Here is a 19000-nt window from a genome sequence, read left to right as displayed (position 1 = left end):
AGGCGACGTTTATCCTGGCCGGAGCGTTGATGCTGACGGCCATCATCGTGATCGTGTCGAGGCCCTCGTTGTTGGGCATGGGCGCCGAGACGGCGAGCCGAGAGGGTGCACAGGCCGAGAATTCGCTGGTGCGCGCGCACTCGCCGGTCCTAGGATCGGAAGAGGCACCGGTGACGGTCGTGGAGTTCTTCGACCCGGCCTGTGAGGCCTGCCGTGCCTTCTATCCGCTGACCAAACGCATCCTGGAAGCCTACTCCGAGAAGGTGCGGCTGGTGGTGCGCTACACCCCCTTCCACGGAGACGTATCCGAAACCGCCATTCGCGTGCTCGAAGTGGCCAGGCGCCAGGATGCCTTCCAACCGGTGCTGGAGGCGCTGCTGGCTCGGCAGAGCCAGTGGGCGGCTCATGGCAGTGTCGATGAGGAAGCGATCATGGAGATCGCCAGCGAGGCCGGACTGAACAGAGCCACAGCCGAAGAGCAGCTCAATTCACCAGAGGTACAGGCGGTCTTCGACCAGGACAAGGCTGACGTCGAGGCCAACCAGATCAGCAAGACGCCGACCTTCTTCGTCAATGGCGAGCTGTTGGACCCCTTCGGCATGCAGGAGCTGGTCGACGCCGTTAACCGTGAGGTAGCCGAGGTCTCCGGCGAAGGGGATGCATCATGACACGACGCTGGTTGCTAGCGGGACTGATGGTCCTGAGCCCCGTGTTGGCTGAAGCCCGTTGGCAAGAGCGTGCCGGATTATCACCGGCCAAGCCGGTATCGGCCAGGGCACAAGGTCGCGTCGCCCAAGAGCTCACTGTGGCACCAGGGGATACCCTGGACGCACTGCTGCAGCAGCTTGGCGTGGATGCCGAGATGCGCACCCAAGCGGCGACCTCGCTGGCGAACAGGTTCGACCCGAGACGATTGCTGCCCGGAGATCGTATCACTTTCACCTCTATGGCGACGGGACAGCCGGTGTCGGTGGCCATCGAGCGTGACTCGGGTATTCAGTACGTCGTCACCCTGGGTGAGCGTCCGTCGACGCGCATTGTCCAGCCTCGCCTCGACACCCTGACCTTGGGTCGTGAAGTAGATGTCAAGACGTCACTCTATGCCGCCTTGGAGGCTGAGGAGATACCCAGGCGTTTCGCAGCAGAGCTTGACATGCTGCTGGGCGGACTCATGGACACACGCCGTGATATCGCGGGGGGCGAGCGCCTGCAATTACTGTGGGAAGAAGATCGCCGTGAGGATGGCACTCGAGTCGGGCCTCCCCGTCTGACCTATATGAGGTTGGTTGACCAGGGGGAGCGGCTGGAGGTGCTGTGGCCGGCGGACCAGAGAACCACCGTGATGCTATTTAAAAATGGTAGCCTCTTGGACTCCTTGCAGATTCCGGTTCTCGGCGCACGCCTGACATCTCCCTTCGGCAACCGGCGCCATCCCGTATCCGGAGAGGTCCGACGTCATGACGGTATCGATCTTGCCGCGCCTCGCGGCACCCCGGTCATGGCCACCGCACGGGGGCGCATTTCCTTCATCGGTCGCCGGGGAGGTTATGGTCGTGTCGTCGAGATAGAGCACGAGACGGGCACCATCAGTCGCTATACGCACCTCAGCCGGTTCGTCGCCAGGCTGGCGGTCGGGGACTCCATCAAGGCCGGCGAAAAACTGGGTGAGGTAGGGGCCTCCGGACTCGCCACGGGGCCCAACCTGCACTACGAGGTGAGAGTGGATGACCGCCCCGTGGATCCTCTCGAGGAAGGGCAGCTCATCCTTCTGAGTGAGTCACCCACACGCCAGGAGTATCGCAGCGCACTTTTCGAGGCTCGGACACGTCTGCAAAAAAACATTGGAACGTCCGCTGCTCCCGATCTGGCCGCATTGGACAATCGATAAGCCACCAGGCGGGCTTGCGATGCAACCCGCCTCGGTGGGCACGATCTGCCTATCGTCATGAGACCCTACCGCCTCAGCGGCAATCGCTTCACCCGGGAAGGGGTTATGGAAGGTATCTCGACAGTCACGCTGGGTTTTTAGGCAGCCTCACCGCCGGCGTGATGGTGTATGTCATTGGCCATGAGATCACTCCCGAGACCATCGCAGCGGTCACCAGAACAAGGCGACCCTGGGAGTCTCAATGGAGCATGGTGATCATGCTGCTCCTGAATGTCTCAACTAGGGCACGCTGGGACGCGCAGGAGGTTACCCAAAGTCGTGAGCGCCTTTGTGGGCTGTCTCACTGATACACAGCTGGTGATCACTCAGCACCTCGATGATCCGGCAGCTTTCGACTTTCCCCCCATCACACTGGCTCACCATCCGCCTGAGCTCGTCACGCAGTGCCGAGAGCCGCTGCAGACGTGTCTCCACTTCCTCCAGGTGATGCTTGGCAACGGCATCGACCTCCTGACAGGACATGTCGGGCTGGTCGGACATCGCCAGTAGCTCACGTACCGCATCCACCGAGAAGCCGAAGTCCCGGGCATGGCGAATGAAGGTCAGCCGTCTGACGGCGCGCTCGTCGTAGCGACGCTGACCCCCTTCAGTCCGTAAGGTGTTTTCCAGCAGCTCGATGCGCTCATAGTAACGCACCGTTTCAGGCTGGCAGCCGGTACGGCGAGCCAACTCCCCGATACCGATGGCATGGCTAATCTCCGGCATCCTGATGCTCCTCTTGCATGACTTGAACCTGTAGTTGCTACAGGGATTATGCTTCCGGACAAGATTAAGACATTCGGAGAGGCAGCGCCATGACCGAACCAACGCAAGGCACCATCCCGTCGACGCTGACACTGCAGGTGGAAGGCATGGACTGCGGCGGCTGCGAGCGCAAGGTAGAGGCCGCTCTGGGCCGCCTGGAGGGCATCGGGGAGGTGTCGGCCAGTTCGGTCACCGGATCGGTGAGGATTCACCCTCAACAGGATACGACGCCTTCTCATGAGGCGATCGAGCGGATCCTTAACGAGCTCGGCTACCAGCTTGCCACCGATGATGAGGGAGATGAGGCGGATGCCGCTCCGGCCTCTTGGTGGCAGACCGCCAAGGGACGCTTGGTGCTCGTCACGGGGGGGCTGCTGGCTCTGGCCTTCGTTCTCCGCCTGGTCTGGCCTAGCCTAGGCAACTGGCCCTTCGTAGCGGCCACCCTGGTGGGGTTGGTGCCCATTGCACAAGGCGCCTGGGGTGCGCTGAAGATGCGCAACCCCTTCACCATCGAGATGCTGATGAGCATCGCCGCCTTGGGGGCCCTGGCCATCAATGCCGCCGCCGAAGCGGCGGTGGTGGTCTTCCTGTTCGCCGTAGGCGAGTTGCTGGAGGGGGTGGCCGCGTCGAGGGCGCGACGCAGCATCTCGGCCCTGGCGGACCTGACGCCGTCCACGGCGAGGCTGATGGAGGATGGGGATACCCGTGAGGTCTCGGCCGCCTCGCTCACGCCTGGGCAGCGAGTCCTGGTGCGACCGGGCGACCGCGTGCCCTGCGATGGACGTATTCTGACCGGCGAATCCGACCTGGATGAGTCACCGATCAACGGGGAGTCGGTGCCCCGCACGCGGGCGCCGGGGGACGACGTCTTTGCCGGCACGGTCAACCTCGATGCCGCCCTGGAGGTGGAGGTAACCCGCGGCGCCGAGGACAACACCATCGCACGGGTCATCCGCCTGGTGGAGGAGGCCCAGGCCGCCAAGGCGCCGGTGGCACGTTTCATCGACCGCTTCGCTCGCTACTACATGCCGGCGGTGGTGGGGCTCGCCCTGCTGATGGCGGTGGTGCCGCCGCTGGTCTCGACCATGGCCTGGTCGGAATCGATCTATCGCGCCCTGGCCCTGCTGTTGATCGCCTGTCCCTGTGCTCTGGTGATCTCAACCCCCGCGGCGATCGCTGCCGGCCTCTCGGCGGGCGCCCGGCGGGGCCTGCTGATCAAGGGCGGCGCGGTGCTCGAACAGCTGGGTAAGCTGCGGACGGTGGCGCTGGACAAGACCGGCACCCTCACCGCCGGCACCCCCAAGGTCACCGACGTGGAGGACTGGGCCACTGGCCAGGGCACGCAAGAGATCCTGAGGCTGGCGGCTGGGATGGAACGTGACTCCAGCCACCCCATCGCCACGGCCATCCTCGCCCACGCTGAGCAGTTGGGCCTTTCCCTTCCACTGGCGAGTGAGAGCCGCGCCCTGTCGGGCCGAGGGGTCTCCGGTCGGGTCGAGGGGCGTGAGTTGAGCCTGATCACCCCCCGCCACCTGGCAGAGCAGGCCGCCCTCGATCACGATCTGACCGCTCGGATCGCCGAGCTGGAACACGCCGGCAAGACTCTCGCCGTGCTGGTCGAAGGCGAGCGCCCGCTGGGCCTGATCGCCGTGCGCGATGAACCTCGCGACGATGCCCGGGAGGGGCTGACGGCGCTGTCGCGCCTGGGCGTGCAGGCGGTGATGCTCAGCGGTGACAATGCGCGTACCGTCGCGGCCATCGGTGACAGCCTGGGCATCGAGGCACATGGCGAGCTGATGCCCGAGGAAAAGGCCCAGCGCGTTCGTGACTGGCAGGCCGCCGGCCGAGGCCCAGTCGGCAAGGTGGGCGACGGTATCAACGATGCGCCGGCGCTGGCCGCGGCAGAGGTGGGCATCGCCATGGGCGGCGGCACGGATGTGGCACTGGAAACCGCGGATGCGGCGCTGCTCAAGAACCGCGTCGGCGGCATCGCCGAGCTGATCGCCCTGTCCCGGGCCACGCTGCGCAACGTCAAGACCAACGTCGCCCTGGCGCTGGGCCTGAAGGCCATCTTCCTGGTGACCACGGCGCTGGGCATCACCGGCATGTGGATCGCGGTGATGGCGGATACCGGCGCCACCGTGCTGGTGACCCTGAACGCCATGCGGCTGCTGGGCTATCGCTTCTCGCCAGGCAATAATGCCACGACTGGCTCGGCAAGCCCGCGCTACCAGGAAGCCACGTCATGAGGACAGAGCGGATACCGACAGTGCCGCGCCGCTGGTACTGGTTGGCATTGGCCGTTATGGTCGGCCTGGCCGACCAGGCCATCAAGGGGCTGGTGCAGGCGCTGATGCCGTATGGCCAGACCATCCCGCTAGCCCCGTTCTTCAATTGGGGCCACTGGTGGAACACGGGAGCGGCCTTCAGCTTCCTCGCCGATGCAGGCGGCTGGCAGCGCTATCTCTTCTTGGGCCTGACGGGGATGGTGACTATTGTCCTGACGATCCTGCTGTGCAGGCCCAGGCCCCGTCTGGAGGCGCTGGGGTACAGCTTGATGCTGGGTGGCGCGCTGGGCAATGGCATCGACCGCCTGGTACGAGGGTATGTCGTAGACTACCTGGACGTCTACTGGCATGAGTGGCACTGGCCCGCCTTCAACCTGGCGGATATCGCCCTGTTCCTGGGTGTCATCGCCTTTGCGATTGCGGCCTTACGTGAGCGTCCCTCCCCCAGAGCGTCTGAGTAACGGCATGGATGCAGAGAACCTGCTAGTCCGGTACATGACGCTTGCCGGCCGGATCTCTCCGGCCCTCGGCTGTTTCCTGGCCCTGACCGCCGGGGGACTGACCACTCTCAGCGCCGCGCCCTTTGCGCTGTGGTGGCTGGGCCCGGTGGCGGTGGCACTGGTCTATTCCGGCATCCATGTCCTGACACCCGCTCAGGCCGGCCTCCGCGGCTGGTGCTATGGGGTGGGCCTGTTCGGCTCCGGTGCCTCCTGGGTCTTCGTCGCGATCCACAACTACGGCTATACGGGGGCGCCCCTGGCGCTCTTCCTCACCGGCCTGTTCGTGGCCAGCCTGGCGCTGTTCTTCGCCGTCCCCTTCTGGCTCTATCGCCGCGTCACGGGCCCACGCCTGGCCTTCCTCAGCTTCGCCGGCATCTGGGTACTCAGCGAGTGGCTGCGCACCTGGCTGTTTACCGGGTTTCCCTGGCTGCTGCTGGGCACGTCCCAGGTAGACTCGCCGCTGGCGGCCTGGGCCCCGGTGGGCGGGGTCTATCTGCTGTCGCTGATCACCGCCCTGACCGGCACCCTGGGCGTGGAACTGCTGAGACGACGCTGGTGGGCCGCGGCGCCCATCGCTGTTCTCTGGCTAGCCCCGATGGCCTTGCCGACCCAGTGGACCTTCCCGGCCGGCGAGCCGCTGCGGGTCGCCCTGCTGCAGGGCAACCTGGATCAGGCGATCAAGTGGACTCCCGAGGGGCAGCGCGAGGCGGCCAGTATCTATACGGCGTTGACCCTTGCACAGTCCAACGACCTCGACCTGGTTGTCTGGCCCGAGGCGGCCCTGCCGATGCTCGAGGAGGAGGCCCGGCCAATACTGGAGCGGGTGCAGTCCAACCTCGCCCCCGACACCGCCTTGCTCACCGGCATCCTGCAGCGCGACGGCGGCGACTACTACAACGGCGTGATCGGCCTGGGTAACGCCGAGGGAAAGTACCGTAAGGCGCGCCTGGTGCCCTTCGGCGAGTACCTGCCGTTGGAGAGCCTGCTCGCCGGCACCATCGCCTTCTTCGACCTGCCCATGCCCACCATGACGCCTGGCACCGACGATCAGGAACCGCTGCGCGCCGCCGGAACCACCATCGGTAACGCCATCTGCTACGAGATCATCTATGCCGACCGGGTGGCCGAGCAGGCGCGCGACGCCGAGCTGCTGCTGACGGTCTCCAACGACACCTGGTTCGGACGCTCCATCGGCCCCCTGCAGCATCTGCAGATGGCCCGCCTGCGCGCCCTGGAGAACGGCCGCTATCTGATCCGCGCCACCAGCAACGGGGTGACCGCCATCGTCGATACTCAGGGCCGTGTCACGGCCCGCGCACCACAGTTCCTGGCGACGAGCCTCCGCGGCGAGGCGCTGCCCATGGTGGGGAACACACCGTTCACACGTACCGGTAGCTGGCCGACCTGGGTGTTGGCCGCCTTACTGGTGCTGCTTGGATGGAAACTCAACACACGTCGGTCTGGATGATAATAGTCCAGTCGAAAAGGGAGAGAATAATGGCTTTATCGGAACGTCACTCTAGTACAGCGAGGAAAGGTCCATGGTGGCAGCTCCGAGCACGCTCAGTGGTGGGGGTGCTGGTCGGTTGGCTGGCACTCATTAGCGTTGCTCAGGCCGAAGAGGAGAACGAGTGGCCCCGCAGCCACTATCCGCTGCCTGAGGAAGGCAATGTGATCGGCGACACCTACCGCATAACTGTGGATGATCGAGGAGATACCCTGCTCGATATCGCCAGGCGACACAACCTGGGGTACAGGGAGATCGTGCGCGCCAATCCGGATGTGAGTCTCTGGATTCCCGGCGAGGGTACCGAGGTGACCATACCCGGGCGCTTCATCCTGCCCGATGCTGAGCGCACCGGGATCGTCATCAACATCGCCGAGCTGCGCCTCTACTACTATCCGGAGGTTGACGATGGTGAAACGCCACGCGTTGAGACCTATCCCATCGGCATCGGTCGTGAAGGCTTCGGTACCCCCCTCGGTGTCACCGAAACCACCATGAATATCGAGAACCCTGCCTGGTACCCACCCGAGTCGGTCCAGCGTGAAGCCAGGGCACGCGGTGAGAAGGCGCCCAGCGTGGTGCCTCCGGGTCCGGATAATCCACTGGGGGATCATGCCATTATCCTGGGTTTCGACGGTTACTTGATTCATGGCACCAACCAGCCGGATGGTATCGGCATGCGTGCCAGCCGTGGCTGTATTCGCATGTTCCCTGAGGACATCGAGTCGATTTTCGACCGCGTGCCACCGAACACCCAGGTCCAAGTCGTCAACCAACCCATCAAGATCGGCTGGGAGGAAGAGCAGCCGCTGGTTCAGGCATTCCCGCCGCTGGAAGAAGAAGGGCACAGCATGTCCGCGTTGGAAGACACCGTCACACGCCTCAACCAACGCGGTGTCGAGGGCTTGAGCTTCGATGATGGACAGCTTCGCGGCCTATTGGATGACCCCAGCGGTCGCATGGTGTCCCTGAACCCCAAGCCGGCGCCGGAACCGGATAGAAAGCACGACACTGGCTACAAGGGTATCTACGCAGAAATCGCGCTGCGTAGGCCATGACGACGACATGGCGAGTCTTGTCAGTCTCGTGAGCTGACTCGGTCGTGGCTTATCCAAGGTCTATCGCCCTCTGCATGGCCACTGGCGGTGCGTTGGGGCTCGGCCTTCCTCGCCTACCAGGCACCGAGGTGCGGGCTCTGGCTTTGCCTGCGTTTATAGGCCCACCTTGCCGCATGGTGCGGCGGGCTCCTAAGCTCACCATTGGCGTGCCGATTCTGGGGAGGGAAGGGCTATCGAGCTCGACGTCGCTCTGGGCTACCTGCTGCCGTGGGAGTTCTCACTGACCTGGTCGGCGAGCTGCCTGCTGGCCATCGTGCTCTACCTGCGAGGCCTGCGGCAGCGCAGACGGCGCGGCGAGGCCACCGGCGCGGGCCGAATCCTGGCCTACCTGCTGGGTGTCGCCACCATCTATGGCGTCACCCAGACTCATTACGACTACCTCGCCCAGTACATGTTCTTTACCCATCGGGCCCAGCACCTGGTGCTGCATCACGCCGGCCCCCTCCTGATCGCCCTGGCCGCCCCCTTGCCGGTACTGGCAGACGGCTTGCCGACTCGAATCAGACCCTTCCCCGGGTGGAGCCTGGCCGCGCGCCTGCTGCGTCCTGTTTATCGGACTCTGCAGCATCCACTGATCGCCCCCCTACTGTTCGTCGGGCTGATCTATTTCTGGCTGATTCCCGAGATCCACTTCGACGCCATGCTCAGCGCTGATCTCTATCAGGTGATGAACTGGAGCATGGCGCTGGATGGGTTGCTGTTCTGGTGGCTGATCCTGGATCGCCGCTCGCCGCAACAAGGCGGTCTCGGCTATGGCAAGCGTGTCGCCATCCTGTTGGCGGTGATCCCCCCGCAAATTCTCCTGGGCGCCTATATCACCTTCAGTCGCGACGTGATCTTCGATGTCTACGAGGTTTGCGGTCGCGCCTGGCCGCTGGATCCTCTGACTGACCAACTCCTCGGCGGCCTGCTGACCTGGATTCCCGCCTCGATGATGAGTGCCATTGGGGTTCTGATCATTCTCAGCTTTCTGTTCCGTGACGCCCGCAAGGAGGATGCCGCTGATGTCTCTCACGCCACACGCTAGTCTGCCGCGCCTGGCGAAACGCTGGTGCTGGGCCTTCCTGCTGCTGATCGCGACGCCCGGCACGGTGGCTGCTGCCGAACTGCAGGTCAGCGAGGCGCGTCTTCGGCTTCTGCCCGGGGACCTGCCCGCGGCAGGCTATTTCACCCTCACGAATACCAGTGAGAAGGGCGTCACCCTGACAGGAGCGGATAGCCCCGCTTTCGGCAATGTCACCATGCATCGCACTGTCAATCAGGATGGCATCACCAGTATGCAACCCGTCGCCCAATTAGAACTGGCAGCGGGGGAGCAGATCGAGTTCGCACCGGGGGGCTATCATCTCATGCTCATGAAACGGACTCGCCCCCTCGTTGTTAGTGACGACATCGAGGTGAACCTTCATTTCGCCGGCGAGCAGCGACAGCGTGTCACCTTCCGCGCCGTGGCGCCGACAGCACAGTAGGGGGAGCAGGATGCACCGATGGATCATGGCACTATTCGTGACCCTATGGCTTGCGGGCTGCAGCGAGCCGCCTTGGCAGACCAAGGATATCTCGGGGCTCATGCCTCCCCTGGCGTTCGAGCTTGTCGACGAGAACGGCAAAGACGTCAACGCCGATCAGTTCCTCGGCAAGAGCACTCTGCTGTTCTTCGGCTTCACTCACTGCCCCGATGTCTGTCCCACCACCCTCGCGCGCCTCGACGCCGCCACCCAACGCATGGATGAGGCGGCGCGCGACGACATTCAGGTGCTCTTCGTCTCGGTCGACCCTCGTCGCGATGACGCCGAGACGTTGCGAGAGTACACGGATGCCTTCGGCCCCCAGTTCATCGGCCTCACGGGGGATAAAGCGGCCCTCGATGAACTGACACGCCGCTATCGGGTGACCTACGGGTATGGCGAAGAGGACAGCGAAGGCAACTATGATGTGTCGCACTCCAGCGCTGTTTTCGCCTTCAATGATCAGGGAGAGGCGCGCCTGCTGATCCGCGACAGCGATCCTATGGAGGCCGTGGTTGCCGACCTCGAAAGGCTTGCCAGCGGTGCCTGAGTAGTCACTGTCCATCGCCCCTATCTTCCGTAGAGGATCGGTACGGTTCAGGGGGCTGCCGAGGGGGGCTTGGCTAGGAGTACGGTGCAAGGTTCGTCGTTGCGCCTTGAGGCAGCCGAACACCACGTTCGATCACATTTTACTCCTGGAAATTGGATGGGGAGCTGCAAGGGCTATGTGTGAGAGGGCTCCGGGATCAACTTGCCTGGCACCCATCTCAGGTACACCACCATGCCGAACAGCTCGACCAGCGACTGGAAGACGATGACCACCACGGCGGCTTGCCAGGCATCGGGCAGCGTCAGGGCGATGGGTAGCACCACGAAGGAGTTGCGTGTGCCGAAGCTGAAGGTCAGAGTCCTGGCTGATGGCGCGGAGAGCCGGAAGAGCCTGCCGAGGGTCTTGCCCAGGATGGCGGCAAAGGCCAGGTAGGCGACGAAGATCGGCAGCACTTGCAGCAAGACCCCGCCGAGGCCGGCCACGGTCGTCACCTGGGAGGCCGCGATGACAAAGACCACCAGTGCCAGCAGGGGTACGGGCAGTAGGCCCAGGCCATGAACCCACCGTCTGGCATTGAGGTGACGCTCGGCCAGCCGCTCGGTCACCCAGGCCAGGGCCAAGGGGGTGAGAATCAATCCCGCGAAGGCGCTGAGGAGGTGGGTGCTGATCGCTGCCTGGAACCACTCCGCGCCCAGAAAGAGCCAGAGATAGACCGGTAAAGCCAGCAACTGCATGAGCAACAGCACCGGCGTGGCGGCAATGGCTCGGCCCGCATCGCCCTTGCCTAGGTGGGTGAAGCTGATGAACCAGTCGGTGCAGGGGACCAGCAGCACCAGTAGTACGCCGGCCTGCACGGCGGGCTTCAGAGGCAACATGGCCATCAGCCCACCTAGGACCATGGGAATCACCACGAAATTACCGAGCAGCAGCGCCGCCAGGAAGCGCCAACCCTTAAAGCCCTGGCCGATCCGCGTCAGCGGCACCTGGGTGAAGGTGGCATAGAGCAACCCACCAAGCAGCGGCCAGAGGAAGGCTTCGAGCCGGGCAGTCGCGTCTGGCTGGCGAAGCCCGATGGCCAGGCCCGCCAGGATAAAGAGTAGATAGATCCAGGATTGCTGCCGTTCCATCCAGTCGCGCACGGGCAAGCGTCCCTCTCAGTGTTCCAGTAACAACCCGTCGGCCTGCCAGGCCCGTTTACCGCCCACATAGTGGAAGACCGCCGTGTAGCCGAGGCGGGTCAGGCGCTCGGCGGCACGGCCGGCCCGCTAGCAGTCCTCGCTGGCGCAGTACACGACGATGGTCGCCTGCTTGTCGGGAAGCCGTCGGGGCGCCTCGTCCAGGATATCGTCGGAGACGATGTTGATGGCCCCCGGCAGGTGCCCCTTGGCGAAGGCAGCGGCCGGCAGGGTATCCACCAGGGCGACGTTCCGGTACCGCCGCTGCCAATCCCGCAGGGTCGCGGTATCGATCGTTGGCATGGCAGATCTCCGGGCTCAGGCGTGAGACGGCTTGGCAACGTAGCGGTCCAGTCCCCACAGTAGCAGGCCGAACAGCAGGTGCGGCAGGGCGGACGCCGGGATCAGCTGGGGACCGATCGCCAGGCCGGCGAACCCCCAGCCCACCACGGGGAAGAACACCACCAGGATCACCCCCCATAGCACGGCGGCCAGGCCCAGCGCGGTCGGTAGGGTCTTGCGCGGGAAATAGCGCACGAACACCCCCGACCAGAAAGTCACGTAGGCCGTATGGAAGAGCTGGCCGACTGGCAACGGCAGAGACCGCCCTAGCAGAGTCTCGGCGAAGGCCAGGGAAGGTGGCTGCGGGAAGGGCGATACGCCGGCTTTCAGCAATGTCACCATCACGATGGCGGTCAGCGCCGACACCGCGATGCCGATGCCGATAGACCTGAGCCAAGAAGGTTTGGCGCGAGTGGTTTGGATCATCTTGCGCTCCTCTTGATGACGTTGATGAGTGATCTTTGAGAAACCGGCGGCACCTTACCGGCTGCCGGAGGTGGGGCAGCGGGGGCCACAGCTGGCGTCTGACTCACGACAGCAAGCGCCGACCAGGTGGTCCGTCATTGCCAGCAAGGCGTCGAACTCCGCGCGGTAATAGACGAACTGGCCCTCACGGCGCGACGCAACCAGGCCTGCGACCGCGAGTTTCTGCAAGTGGAAGGTCAGTGCATTCGGCGCCGTACCCAGCCGCTCGGCGAGCTTGCCTGCCGCCAGGCCGGCAGGCCCTGCCGCCGCTAGCTGACGAATGGCCGCCAGGCGGACGGGGTGAGCAAGAGCGGCTAGCTTGGCTGCCACGAGGTCATCATCATATTGGTCCATGATTCAACGTTAGATGAAACATTGATTTCATGCAATATTGAAATCATTACCCCGCACAGCAGGACAACTGCGTCACGTCCTTGGTGAAGGTCTGGGCGCAGAGCTTGAGGCCTTCCACCATGGTCAGGTAGGGGAACAGCTCATCGCCGATGGCCTGTACCGTCATGCGCGCGCGGAGTGCCATCACTGCCGTCTGGATCAGCTCGCCGGCGTCCCCCGCCACCGCCTGCACCCCCAGCAACCGCCCCGAGTCGCGTTCGGCCACCATCTTGATGAAACCACCGGTGTCGAAATTGACCAGCGCACGCGGCACGTTCTCCAGATCGAGCACGCGGGTCTCCACGTCAAAGCCCTGCTCGAGTGCCTGGGCTTCCGTGAGGCCGACGGTGGCCACCTGGGGATCGGTGAAGATCACCTCCGGCATGGCGCTGAGGTCTAGGGTGGCATCGCCCCCGGTCATGTTGACGGCGGCCCGACTGCCCCCGGCGGCGGCGACATAGACGAACTCCGGCTGATCGGTGCAGTCACCGGCGGCATAGAGGCTCGGTACCGTGGTTTGCAGGTGCTCATCCACCAGAATCGCCCCGCGCACGGTTTCCACGCCGATGCTCGCCAGGTTCAGGGCCTCGGTATTGGGTGTCCGTCCGGTGGCCACCAGCAGTTGGTCCGCACGAAGGGTCCCGGCGTTGGTGTCCAGCACGAACTCGCCATTGGTATAGTCCACGCGGCTGGCCTGGGACTGATTGAGCACCTCGATGCCCTCGCAGTAGAAGGCTGCCTCTACGGCCTCACCCACCGCCGGGTCTTCCTGGGAGAGCAGACGGCTGCGGGCCAGCACCGTGACCCGGCTGCCCAGCCGGGCGAAGGCCTGGGCCAGTTCCAAGGCCACCACCGAGGCCCCGATCACGATCAGCTGTTCGGGAAGGGTGTCCAGGGCCAGTGCGCTGGTGGAGGTTAGGTATGGGGTATCGGCCAGGCCCGGCACCGGCGGTTCTGCCGGTCGGGCGCCGGTGCCGATGAAGGCGCGATCGAAGCGGACGGTTTGCTCGCCGCCCTCATTCAGCGTGACCGTCAGGCTATGGGCATCGACGAACCGCGCCTCCCCCTTCAGGACCGTGATGGCCGGGTGGGCGCGGAGTATGCTTTCATACTTGGCATCGCGCAGTTCCTCGACACGCCGCTGTTGCTGCTCGAGCAGCTTGGCCCGATCTACCACCGGCGCTTGGCTGCTCAGGCCGGCATCGAAGGGGCTTTCCGTGCGCCAGTGGGCGATATGGGCCGCGCGAATCATGATCTTGGAAGGTACACAGCCGGTGTTGACGCAGGTGCCGCCGAGGGTGCCGCGTTCTATCAGGGTGATGCGGGCGCCGCGTTCGGCGGCCTTTAGAGCCGCCGCCATGGCGGCTCCACCGCTGCCGATCACCGCGATGTGCGGGTTCTTGTCATCACTCATGAGGGGAATTCCTTGAATCGGTAGAGGCGTTGTCACCCCAGGCGTCGTATTGCTTCTTGCGCCATAGCGCATAGAGGGTCAGGCCGATGAAGAAGGCCAGGGCAGGAAGCAGCACCACGTCCAGATAGCCGGTCAGTGCCGCCAGGCCAACGGTGCCAAGCAGGATCACCAGGATGGGTGTAAAGCAGCACAGCGCCATCAGGACGGTGCCAATCACGCTTGCGCGCAGCAGGGTCTTGGGGTTCTTCATGGTCACTCCCGATCCGCTTCCGAGGGTGTCGGGGATGAGGGGTAGCCGGCGTTGGTGGTGGCTTCGGTCAATGCTTCGACGGACGTTCGTGAATCGTCGAAGGTGACCACCGCCTCACGATCCGGGTAGCTCACATCGACTTGCGAGACGCCGTCTACCTTGTTGAGGGCGGCCTTGACGGTGAGAGGGCAAGCGGCACAGGTTATGCCCGGCACCGACAACGTCACGGTCTGCGGGGCGGCCCAGGCCGACGTAGCGAGCGTCGCGGAAAGCACAATACAGGCAGCGAGTCGTTTCATAGTGATCTCCTCTTAATAGAACAGGGGCAGGAGGTAAGGAAACAGCAGCGCGATCAGCACCAAGGCAGCGACGATCCAGAAGATGGCTTTATACGTCGTGCGAACCTGTGGCATCGCGCAGGTTTCGTCTGGCTTACAAGCGGTGGCAGGCCGGTAGATTCGGCGCCAGGCGAAAAACAACGCCACCAGTGCCACTCCCACGAAGAACGGGCGATAGGGTTCCAGGGCCGTCAGGTTGCCGATCCAGACGCCCGAGAAGCCCAGTGCGACCAGCACAAGCGGCCCGAGACAGCAGGTCGAAGCGAGGATCGCAGCGAGGCCGCCGGCTGCCAGGGCACCACGACCGTTCTTGGATTCCGGCATGAGATTGTCCTTCTGAATTCTTGGTCGATACGCTAACGTTACTTCCGTAGTCAACTACGGAGTCAAGCTCGATGAATGAGGCACCGGAAAATCTGACCATCGGCACCTTTGCCCAAGCGGCCGGGGTCAATGTGGAAACGATCCGCTTCTATCAGCACAGGGGGTTGTTGCCGACGCCGGAGCGCCCTCCTGGCGGCATCCGGCGCTATGGCAGCGCCGACGTGGCGCGCGTGAAATTCGTGAAAGCGGCGCAGCGGCTGGGATTCAGCCTGGACGAGATCGGGCAGCTACTGGCTCTGGAGGATGGTGCTCATTGCAGCGAGGCGGCGGAACTGGCGTCACAGCGGCTTGACGACGTGCGCGCCCGGCTGGCTGATCTGACCCGCATCGAGGTCGCCTTATCCCGGCTGGTCGATGAATGCCATGTGCATCAAGGGAAGGTGTCGTGCCCGCTGATCGCCGCCCTGCATGACTGGTAGGTCATGCAGGGGCTCGTCGTTGTGGTGCTGCCAGCTTCTGACATTCCATGCAGCCATCTCTTGAAACTTACAGTCTTGAAGAACTCCGACATGCGATGCAGCGAAGACCTTGACAACTGTTGGGGGCCAGCAGGGCTTCCATGATGGAGTTGATACGTCTGTTGGGTGAAAATTTCATGCTTGGCCTCCCAAGTTAGTGGGCTGTGGATAGAGATGGCGACGTTATTGCGCCGTGCCGCCTTGTGCGGCGTTTTATGTCGCTACCTAATGATTTCCGTATCTCACAGCATAAAAGCGGCTCTGGGCCGCTCAGCGCCATTTCGTGGGAAAGAGGGTGGTGATCGAGACGATAAGTCGCCTCTACTGTCTCGGCCGTGTAGTCGCCTAGCTTGAGAAGCCTGAGGTATCACCGCTAACGAGGGGGATCGGGAAGAGCGGGTGCCAGAGGTCCGTGTGATAGGCTTTGCGAGATATTCGATGGCGAAAAGGCACGAGGTAGGGAATGACGGATCATAGTCAGGATAACCACGAGTCTCATCCAGTGGGACACGAGGGAGCTAGTACCAGGCACCGGCGGCAGAGGTTTGGCCTGAGTGAGCATTGGCGTGAGCAAGCTAGGAAGGTGGCTTCTGATGAGCTTGATGATGCCGCAGAGACTTCACCTATGCCCGATACAGGACCTTCTTTTTCGTTTCCCAATGCATCACACGATGATGAGCCACCGGTCACTGTGAAGTCGCTCTTTCACGACCCCGAAACTCAGAGCGTACTCAATGCACCTTGGCCCTACAGCCCATCGGAACCTGTGTTAAGCAATGAGCCTGTTGCTGCTCGTTTTGGAGTTATCGTCAAATCTGGTGGATGGCGGTCAGGCCGCATTCCTGTCTGATTGATCGGCTACCTGCTCCCCGTCCTGGAACTTGACGTTGCTGACGACCAGCTCCAACTTCTGGAAGTGCTTGATCCGCCTCCAGCGTTTCTGGGCAGTCTGGAGCAGTTTGAAGACCATCGCCAGGGTCGTATCCCGGGAGCCGCAGTTCCGGCTGCGCTTCGTCCTCAGACGGACCGTGGCGAAGGTCGACTCGATCGGGTTGGTAGTGCGGATGTGCACCCAGTGCTCTGCCGGAAAGTCGTAGAACGCCAGCAGTTCATCCCGATCCTTGGCCAGGCATTCCATCGCCTGGGGGTACTTGGCGCCAAAGCGCTTCAGCGTGCGGTCGAAGGCCTGATGGGCTGCCTCGCGCGTCTCAGTCATCCAGATCTCGTGAAGGTCGGCCTTGACCTTGGGCTGCACCGACTTGGGCAGCTTGTTCAGCACATTGGCGGTCTTGTGAACCCAGCAACGCTGGTGCGCCGTGGCTGGATAGATCTTGCTCAGTGCCTTCCAGAAGCCCAACGCACCGTCGCCGATCGCCAGCTTGGGGGATTCCGTCAGGCCACGCTCTCGCAGGCCCGTGAGCAGCTCTTTCCAGCTGGCTTCCGACTCGCGATGGCCATCCTCGACGGCAACCAGTTCCTTGCGGCCATGTGCCGTGACGCCAACGATCACCAGCAAACACAGGCGGTCATCCAGACGCACGTTGCTGTAGACGCCATCGGCCCACCAGTAGACGTAACGGCGGTCCGCCAGATCCCGCTGACACCAGGCCTTGCGTTCGTCTAACCACTGGGCCTTCAATCGCGAGACCGTGTTGGCCGACAGGCCCTTCGCCTGGTCACCCAGCAGAGCCGACAGAGCCTCCTGATAATCGTCGGTGGAGATGCCCTTGAGATAGAGCCAGGGAATCAGCTCCTCGACGCTGCGGGCCCGCTTCAGGTAGGGCGGCAACAGGGTGCTGTTGAAGCAGGCCTTGCCGCCACTCCGGTCCCGTACCTTGGGCACCTTGACGGTGACCTCGGGTTCTGGCTGCGATAGGGCTCGGAGGGCAGAATCGGTCATGGCGTATCCACTCGTGTTGATTGAGATCTTGGTCGTGATCAATCAACAGGATACGCCACCCTTCCGACCTCCTCCCGTACACCAGAAATCACCATAGCTCGTTGGTGTGTAGAAATTTACGTTGTGAGTTAGGGAAGATTTATTGCAGGGCCAAGAAGGTTTGCGACCTTGATAATCGCTTCTTTTCGCTCGTCGAAGTAGTCGTAACGGTCGTAGATGCCTTCGACGCCCTTGAGCTTGTGATTCAAGCAACGCTCCGCGACATGCCCCGGTACACCAACGGCAGCGAGCAAGCTGCGGCAGGTGCGGCGTAGATCATGCACAGTAAACTCGGTGATATCGCCCATCCGGTTCTCTGGTTGCGGCTTCTTGCCAGGCTCCTTGCCAAATAGCTTGGCAATGGCACGATTCAGCGTGTCTTTGCCCATGTGGGCCCGCTTACTGCTGCGGCGATTAGGAAAGACATAGTCCGAGCCGCAGGCACGGATCTTGAGCTCTTCCAGCCAGCCGATGGTTTGCGGTGGGAGGGGAATGACGATCCCGGCGCCTGTCTTACTGCGCTCACCGCTCAGGTTCCACCGGGCGTTCTTAAGGTCGAATTCTGACCACTGGGCTTCGGTAAGTTCGGTCTTACGTACCCCCAGGACGAGCAGTAGCGCGCAGGCGAGGTAGTTGTCGCGGCTGAAGCTGTCGCTATTGTCTCTGAAGGCTTGGAAAACGTTGCGAATCTCATCGAGGCTCAAAACCCTATCGCGGCTTTTCTCAATACCGCCTGCGTCGTTGACGTTGAAAGCGGATGCTGGGTTGTAAGTTAAAATTCCCAGTTTTATGGCGTGGTTGAACATCTGTTTAAGATACATCAGTGTGTCATTAGCTATTGTCGGCCTACCGCTATTTGTTACTCTTCTAATTATTTCACTGATATCAATTGGGGTGACAGCATCCAGCGATCTACCCCCGATGAGGGGCGCCACTTCTTTTTTGTATATCCGCTTTGGGATAGCTGGGTGCTTGAGTCTTCTCTCTAGCTCTGGGTACCAGTCAGCAAACAGGTCCTCCACTGTCCTGATCAAGGCTTGGCTATCGCGTTTGCGTTCCTCGATGGGGTCAAGGCCTTCGCGTATAGACTTCTGGTTTTCAACCGCTTTCGTCCGAGCCTCGGCGAGAGAGAGGTGGGCATGTTTGCCCAGCGTCATCTCACGCCGCTTGCCAAACAGCGTGTATCGCAACATCCAGTAAGGAGTTCCTTTCCTCGGTATCATCAGGTATAGGCCGTTGCCGTCGCTGTAGCGCCCTGCTTTACCCTCCTTGACAAGCGACTGGCTCTTCTTGGCGGTAAGGCTTCCCATTATTTCCTCTCGTCCCCCGCGGAAAATAAAACAAACGACCGTTTGATAGCTACTCGGGCTAGGCTTGGGCTAGATAGTCGGCTTAATGTCATATGAGCTCGTCACTGGCGCCTAGTGGGCCTTTTTCCAACGGCATTTAGAGTGCCAGCGGGCACCCCCCCCACTTGCTCCCGGTCATGCACTCGGATCGACATAGTTGGGGAGTATCTGTAAGGGTATGTGTCGGAGGGAGGAAAGGCAATGCTTTTTCTCCCCGTTTTACTCCCCTATATGATCTGGATTTCCGGGGAGGTTGGTGGAGCTTGGTGGGCTTCTTGCACCTTTTTTCATTTAAAAACAGTGGTTTAATGGTTTTTGATGGCCTTTGGT

General features: G+C 62.6%; 20 protein-coding genes and 1 pseudogene. 10 read left to right on the top strand and 11 right to left on the bottom strand.

All coding sequences use genetic code 11. The features are described from left to right. The first annotated feature begins 29 nt into the window (after positions 1 to 29). Positions 30 to 668 (top strand): DsbA family protein, encoded by a 639-nt coding sequence (locus NFI08_RS05025; RefSeq protein WP_349587706.1) that lies wholly within the window; start codon positions 30 to 32, stop codon positions 666 to 668. Continuing rightward, complete coding sequence (locus tag NFI08_RS05020; protein ID WP_197037084.1) at positions 665 to 1888, top strand: M23 family metallopeptidase; 1224 nt, start codon at positions 665 to 667, stop codon at positions 1886 to 1888. The genes NFI08_RS05025 and NFI08_RS05020 overlap by 4 nt, the downstream gene beginning before the upstream one ends. Before the next feature lie 306 nt (positions 1889 to 2194). Here the strand turns inward: NFI08_RS05020 and NFI08_RS05015 are convergent, their stop codons facing one another. Further along, entirely contained in the window at positions 2195 to 2653 is a 459-nt protein-coding gene (locus tag NFI08_RS05015; protein ID WP_045993872.1) for a MerR family transcriptional regulator, read from the bottom strand. Between the two features lie 89 nt (positions 2654 to 2742). Here NFI08_RS05015 and NFI08_RS05010 point away from each other — a divergent pair, with 89 nt between their 5' ends. The 7 genes from NFI08_RS05010 to NFI08_RS04980 all read left to right on the top strand — a co-directional run bounded on the left by NFI08_RS05010 (position 2743) and on the right by NFI08_RS04980 (position 10163). Beyond that, on the top strand, positions 2743 to 4941 hold the full coding sequence (locus NFI08_RS05010; RefSeq protein ID WP_035470168.1) for a heavy metal translocating P-type ATPase: 2199 nt from the start codon (positions 2743 to 2745) through the stop codon (positions 4939 to 4941). Next, complete coding sequence (gene lspA / locus NFI08_RS05005) at positions 4938 to 5441, top strand: signal peptidase II (protein WP_035470171.1); 504 nt, start codon at positions 4938 to 4940, stop codon at positions 5439 to 5441. The genes NFI08_RS05010 and lspA overlap by 4 nt, the downstream gene beginning before the upstream one ends. A 34-nt stretch (positions 5442 to 5475) precedes the next feature. Beyond that, positions 5476 to 6948, top strand: a complete 1473-nt coding sequence (gene lnt / locus NFI08_RS05000) for an apolipoprotein N-acyltransferase (RefSeq protein WP_157033094.1) — start codon at positions 5476 to 5478, stop codon at positions 6946 to 6948. Positions 6949 to 6977: 29 nt separating this feature from the next. Continuing rightward, a complete protein-coding gene (locus NFI08_RS04995) occupies positions 6978 to 8045 on the top strand; it encodes a L,D-transpeptidase family protein (protein WP_349587700.1) in 1068 nt (355 codons plus the stop codon). Between the two features lie 313 nt (positions 8046 to 8358). Further along, positions 8359 to 9132 carry a cytochrome c oxidase assembly protein gene (locus tag NFI08_RS04990; protein WP_071211138.1) on the top strand — a complete coding sequence of 258 codons (774 nt, stop codon included), beginning with the start codon at positions 8359 to 8361 and terminating at the stop codon, positions 9130 to 9132. Beyond that, the gene (locus tag NFI08_RS04985) at positions 9110 to 9574 is read left to right on the top strand and encodes a copper chaperone PCu(A)C (protein WP_035470183.1); all 465 of its coding nucleotides are present in this window, start codon (positions 9110 to 9112) and stop codon (positions 9572 to 9574) included. The genes NFI08_RS04990 and NFI08_RS04985 overlap by 23 nt, the downstream gene beginning before the upstream one ends. Before the next feature lie 25 nt (positions 9575 to 9599). After that, positions 9600 to 10163: an SCO family protein gene (locus NFI08_RS04980; protein WP_240184316.1), complete on the top strand. Its 564-nt coding sequence runs from the start codon at positions 9600 to 9602 to the stop codon at positions 10161 to 10163. Positions 10164 to 10336: 173 nt separating this feature from the next. Here NFI08_RS04980 and NFI08_RS04975 read toward each other — a convergent pair whose 3' ends face one another. The 8 genes from NFI08_RS04975 to merT all read right to left on the bottom strand — a co-directional run bounded on the left by NFI08_RS04975 (position 10337) and on the right by merT (position 14864). Then, positions 10337 to 11302 (bottom strand): arsenic resistance protein, encoded by a 966-nt coding sequence (locus NFI08_RS04975; protein ID WP_348827295.1) that lies wholly within the window; start codon positions 11300 to 11302, stop codon positions 10337 to 10339. Positions 11303 to 11428: 126 nt separating this feature from the next. Beyond that, positions 11429 to 11641 (bottom strand): rhodanese-like domain-containing protein, encoded by a 213-nt coding sequence (locus tag NFI08_RS04970; RefSeq protein WP_052704443.1) that lies wholly within the window; start codon positions 11639 to 11641, stop codon positions 11429 to 11431. 15 nt (positions 11642 to 11656) lie between these two features. Continuing rightward, positions 11657 to 12106, bottom strand: coding sequence for a hypothetical protein (locus tag NFI08_RS04965; RefSeq protein ID WP_108450084.1), 450 nt, complete (start codon positions 12104 to 12106; stop codon positions 11657 to 11659). A gap of 54 nt (positions 12107 to 12160) precedes the next feature. Then, on the bottom strand, positions 12161 to 12475 hold the full coding sequence (locus NFI08_RS04960; RefSeq protein WP_201771152.1) for an ArsR/SmtB family transcription factor: 315 nt from the start codon (positions 12473 to 12475) through the stop codon (positions 12161 to 12163). Between the two features lie 70 nt (positions 12476 to 12545). Then, complete coding sequence (gene merA, locus NFI08_RS04955; protein ID WP_502881026.1) at positions 12546 to 13952, bottom strand: mercury(II) reductase; 1407 nt, start codon at positions 13950 to 13952, stop codon at positions 12546 to 12548. After that, on the bottom strand, positions 13945 to 14202 hold the full coding sequence (merF, locus tag NFI08_RS04950; protein ID WP_045993863.1) for a mercury resistance system transport protein MerF: 258 nt from the start codon (positions 14200 to 14202) through the stop codon (positions 13945 to 13947). The genes merA and merF overlap by 8 nt, the downstream gene beginning before the upstream one ends. Positions 14203 to 14204: 2 nt before the next feature. Beyond that, the gene (gene merP, locus NFI08_RS04945; RefSeq protein WP_045993862.1) at positions 14205 to 14501 is read right to left on the bottom strand and encodes a mercury resistance system periplasmic binding protein MerP; all 297 of its coding nucleotides are present in this window, start codon (positions 14499 to 14501) and stop codon (positions 14205 to 14207) included. Positions 14502 to 14513: 12 nt separating this feature from the next. Continuing rightward, positions 14514 to 14864, bottom strand: coding sequence for a mercuric ion transporter MerT (gene merT / locus NFI08_RS04940; protein ID WP_045993861.1), 351 nt, complete (start codon positions 14862 to 14864; stop codon positions 14514 to 14516). Positions 14865 to 14935: 71 nt separating this feature from the next. On the opposite strand from merT, the gene merR reads away from it, so the two are divergent. Beyond that, positions 14936 to 15343 carry a mercury resistance transcriptional regulator MerR gene (merR, locus tag NFI08_RS04935; protein WP_045993860.1) on the top strand — a complete coding sequence of 136 codons (408 nt, stop codon included), beginning with the start codon at positions 14936 to 14938 and terminating at the stop codon, positions 15341 to 15343. A gap of 868 nt (positions 15344 to 16211) precedes the next feature. Here merR and NFI08_RS04930 read toward each other — a convergent pair. Both NFI08_RS04930 and NFI08_RS04925 read right to left on the bottom strand, forming a co-directional pair. Continuing rightward, positions 16212 to 17240, bottom strand: a pseudogene (locus tag NFI08_RS04930) (IS256 family transposase); the annotation flags it as partial. Positions 17241 to 17410: 170 nt separating this feature from the next. Continuing rightward, on the bottom strand, positions 17411 to 18631 hold the full coding sequence (locus NFI08_RS04925; protein WP_349587688.1) for a tyrosine-type recombinase/integrase: 1221 nt from the start codon (positions 18629 to 18631) through the stop codon (positions 17411 to 17413). Positions 18632 to 19000 lie beyond the last annotated feature (369 nt).

Source organism: Halomonas sp. EF61 (assembly GCF_040147045.1).
GTDB classification, from domain to species: Bacteria; Pseudomonadota; Gammaproteobacteria; order Pseudomonadales; family Halomonadaceae; genus Halomonas; species Halomonas litopenaei.
Note: the sequence above shows the minus strand (reverse complement) of the source record. Positions and strands in the feature narration are given on the sequence as shown.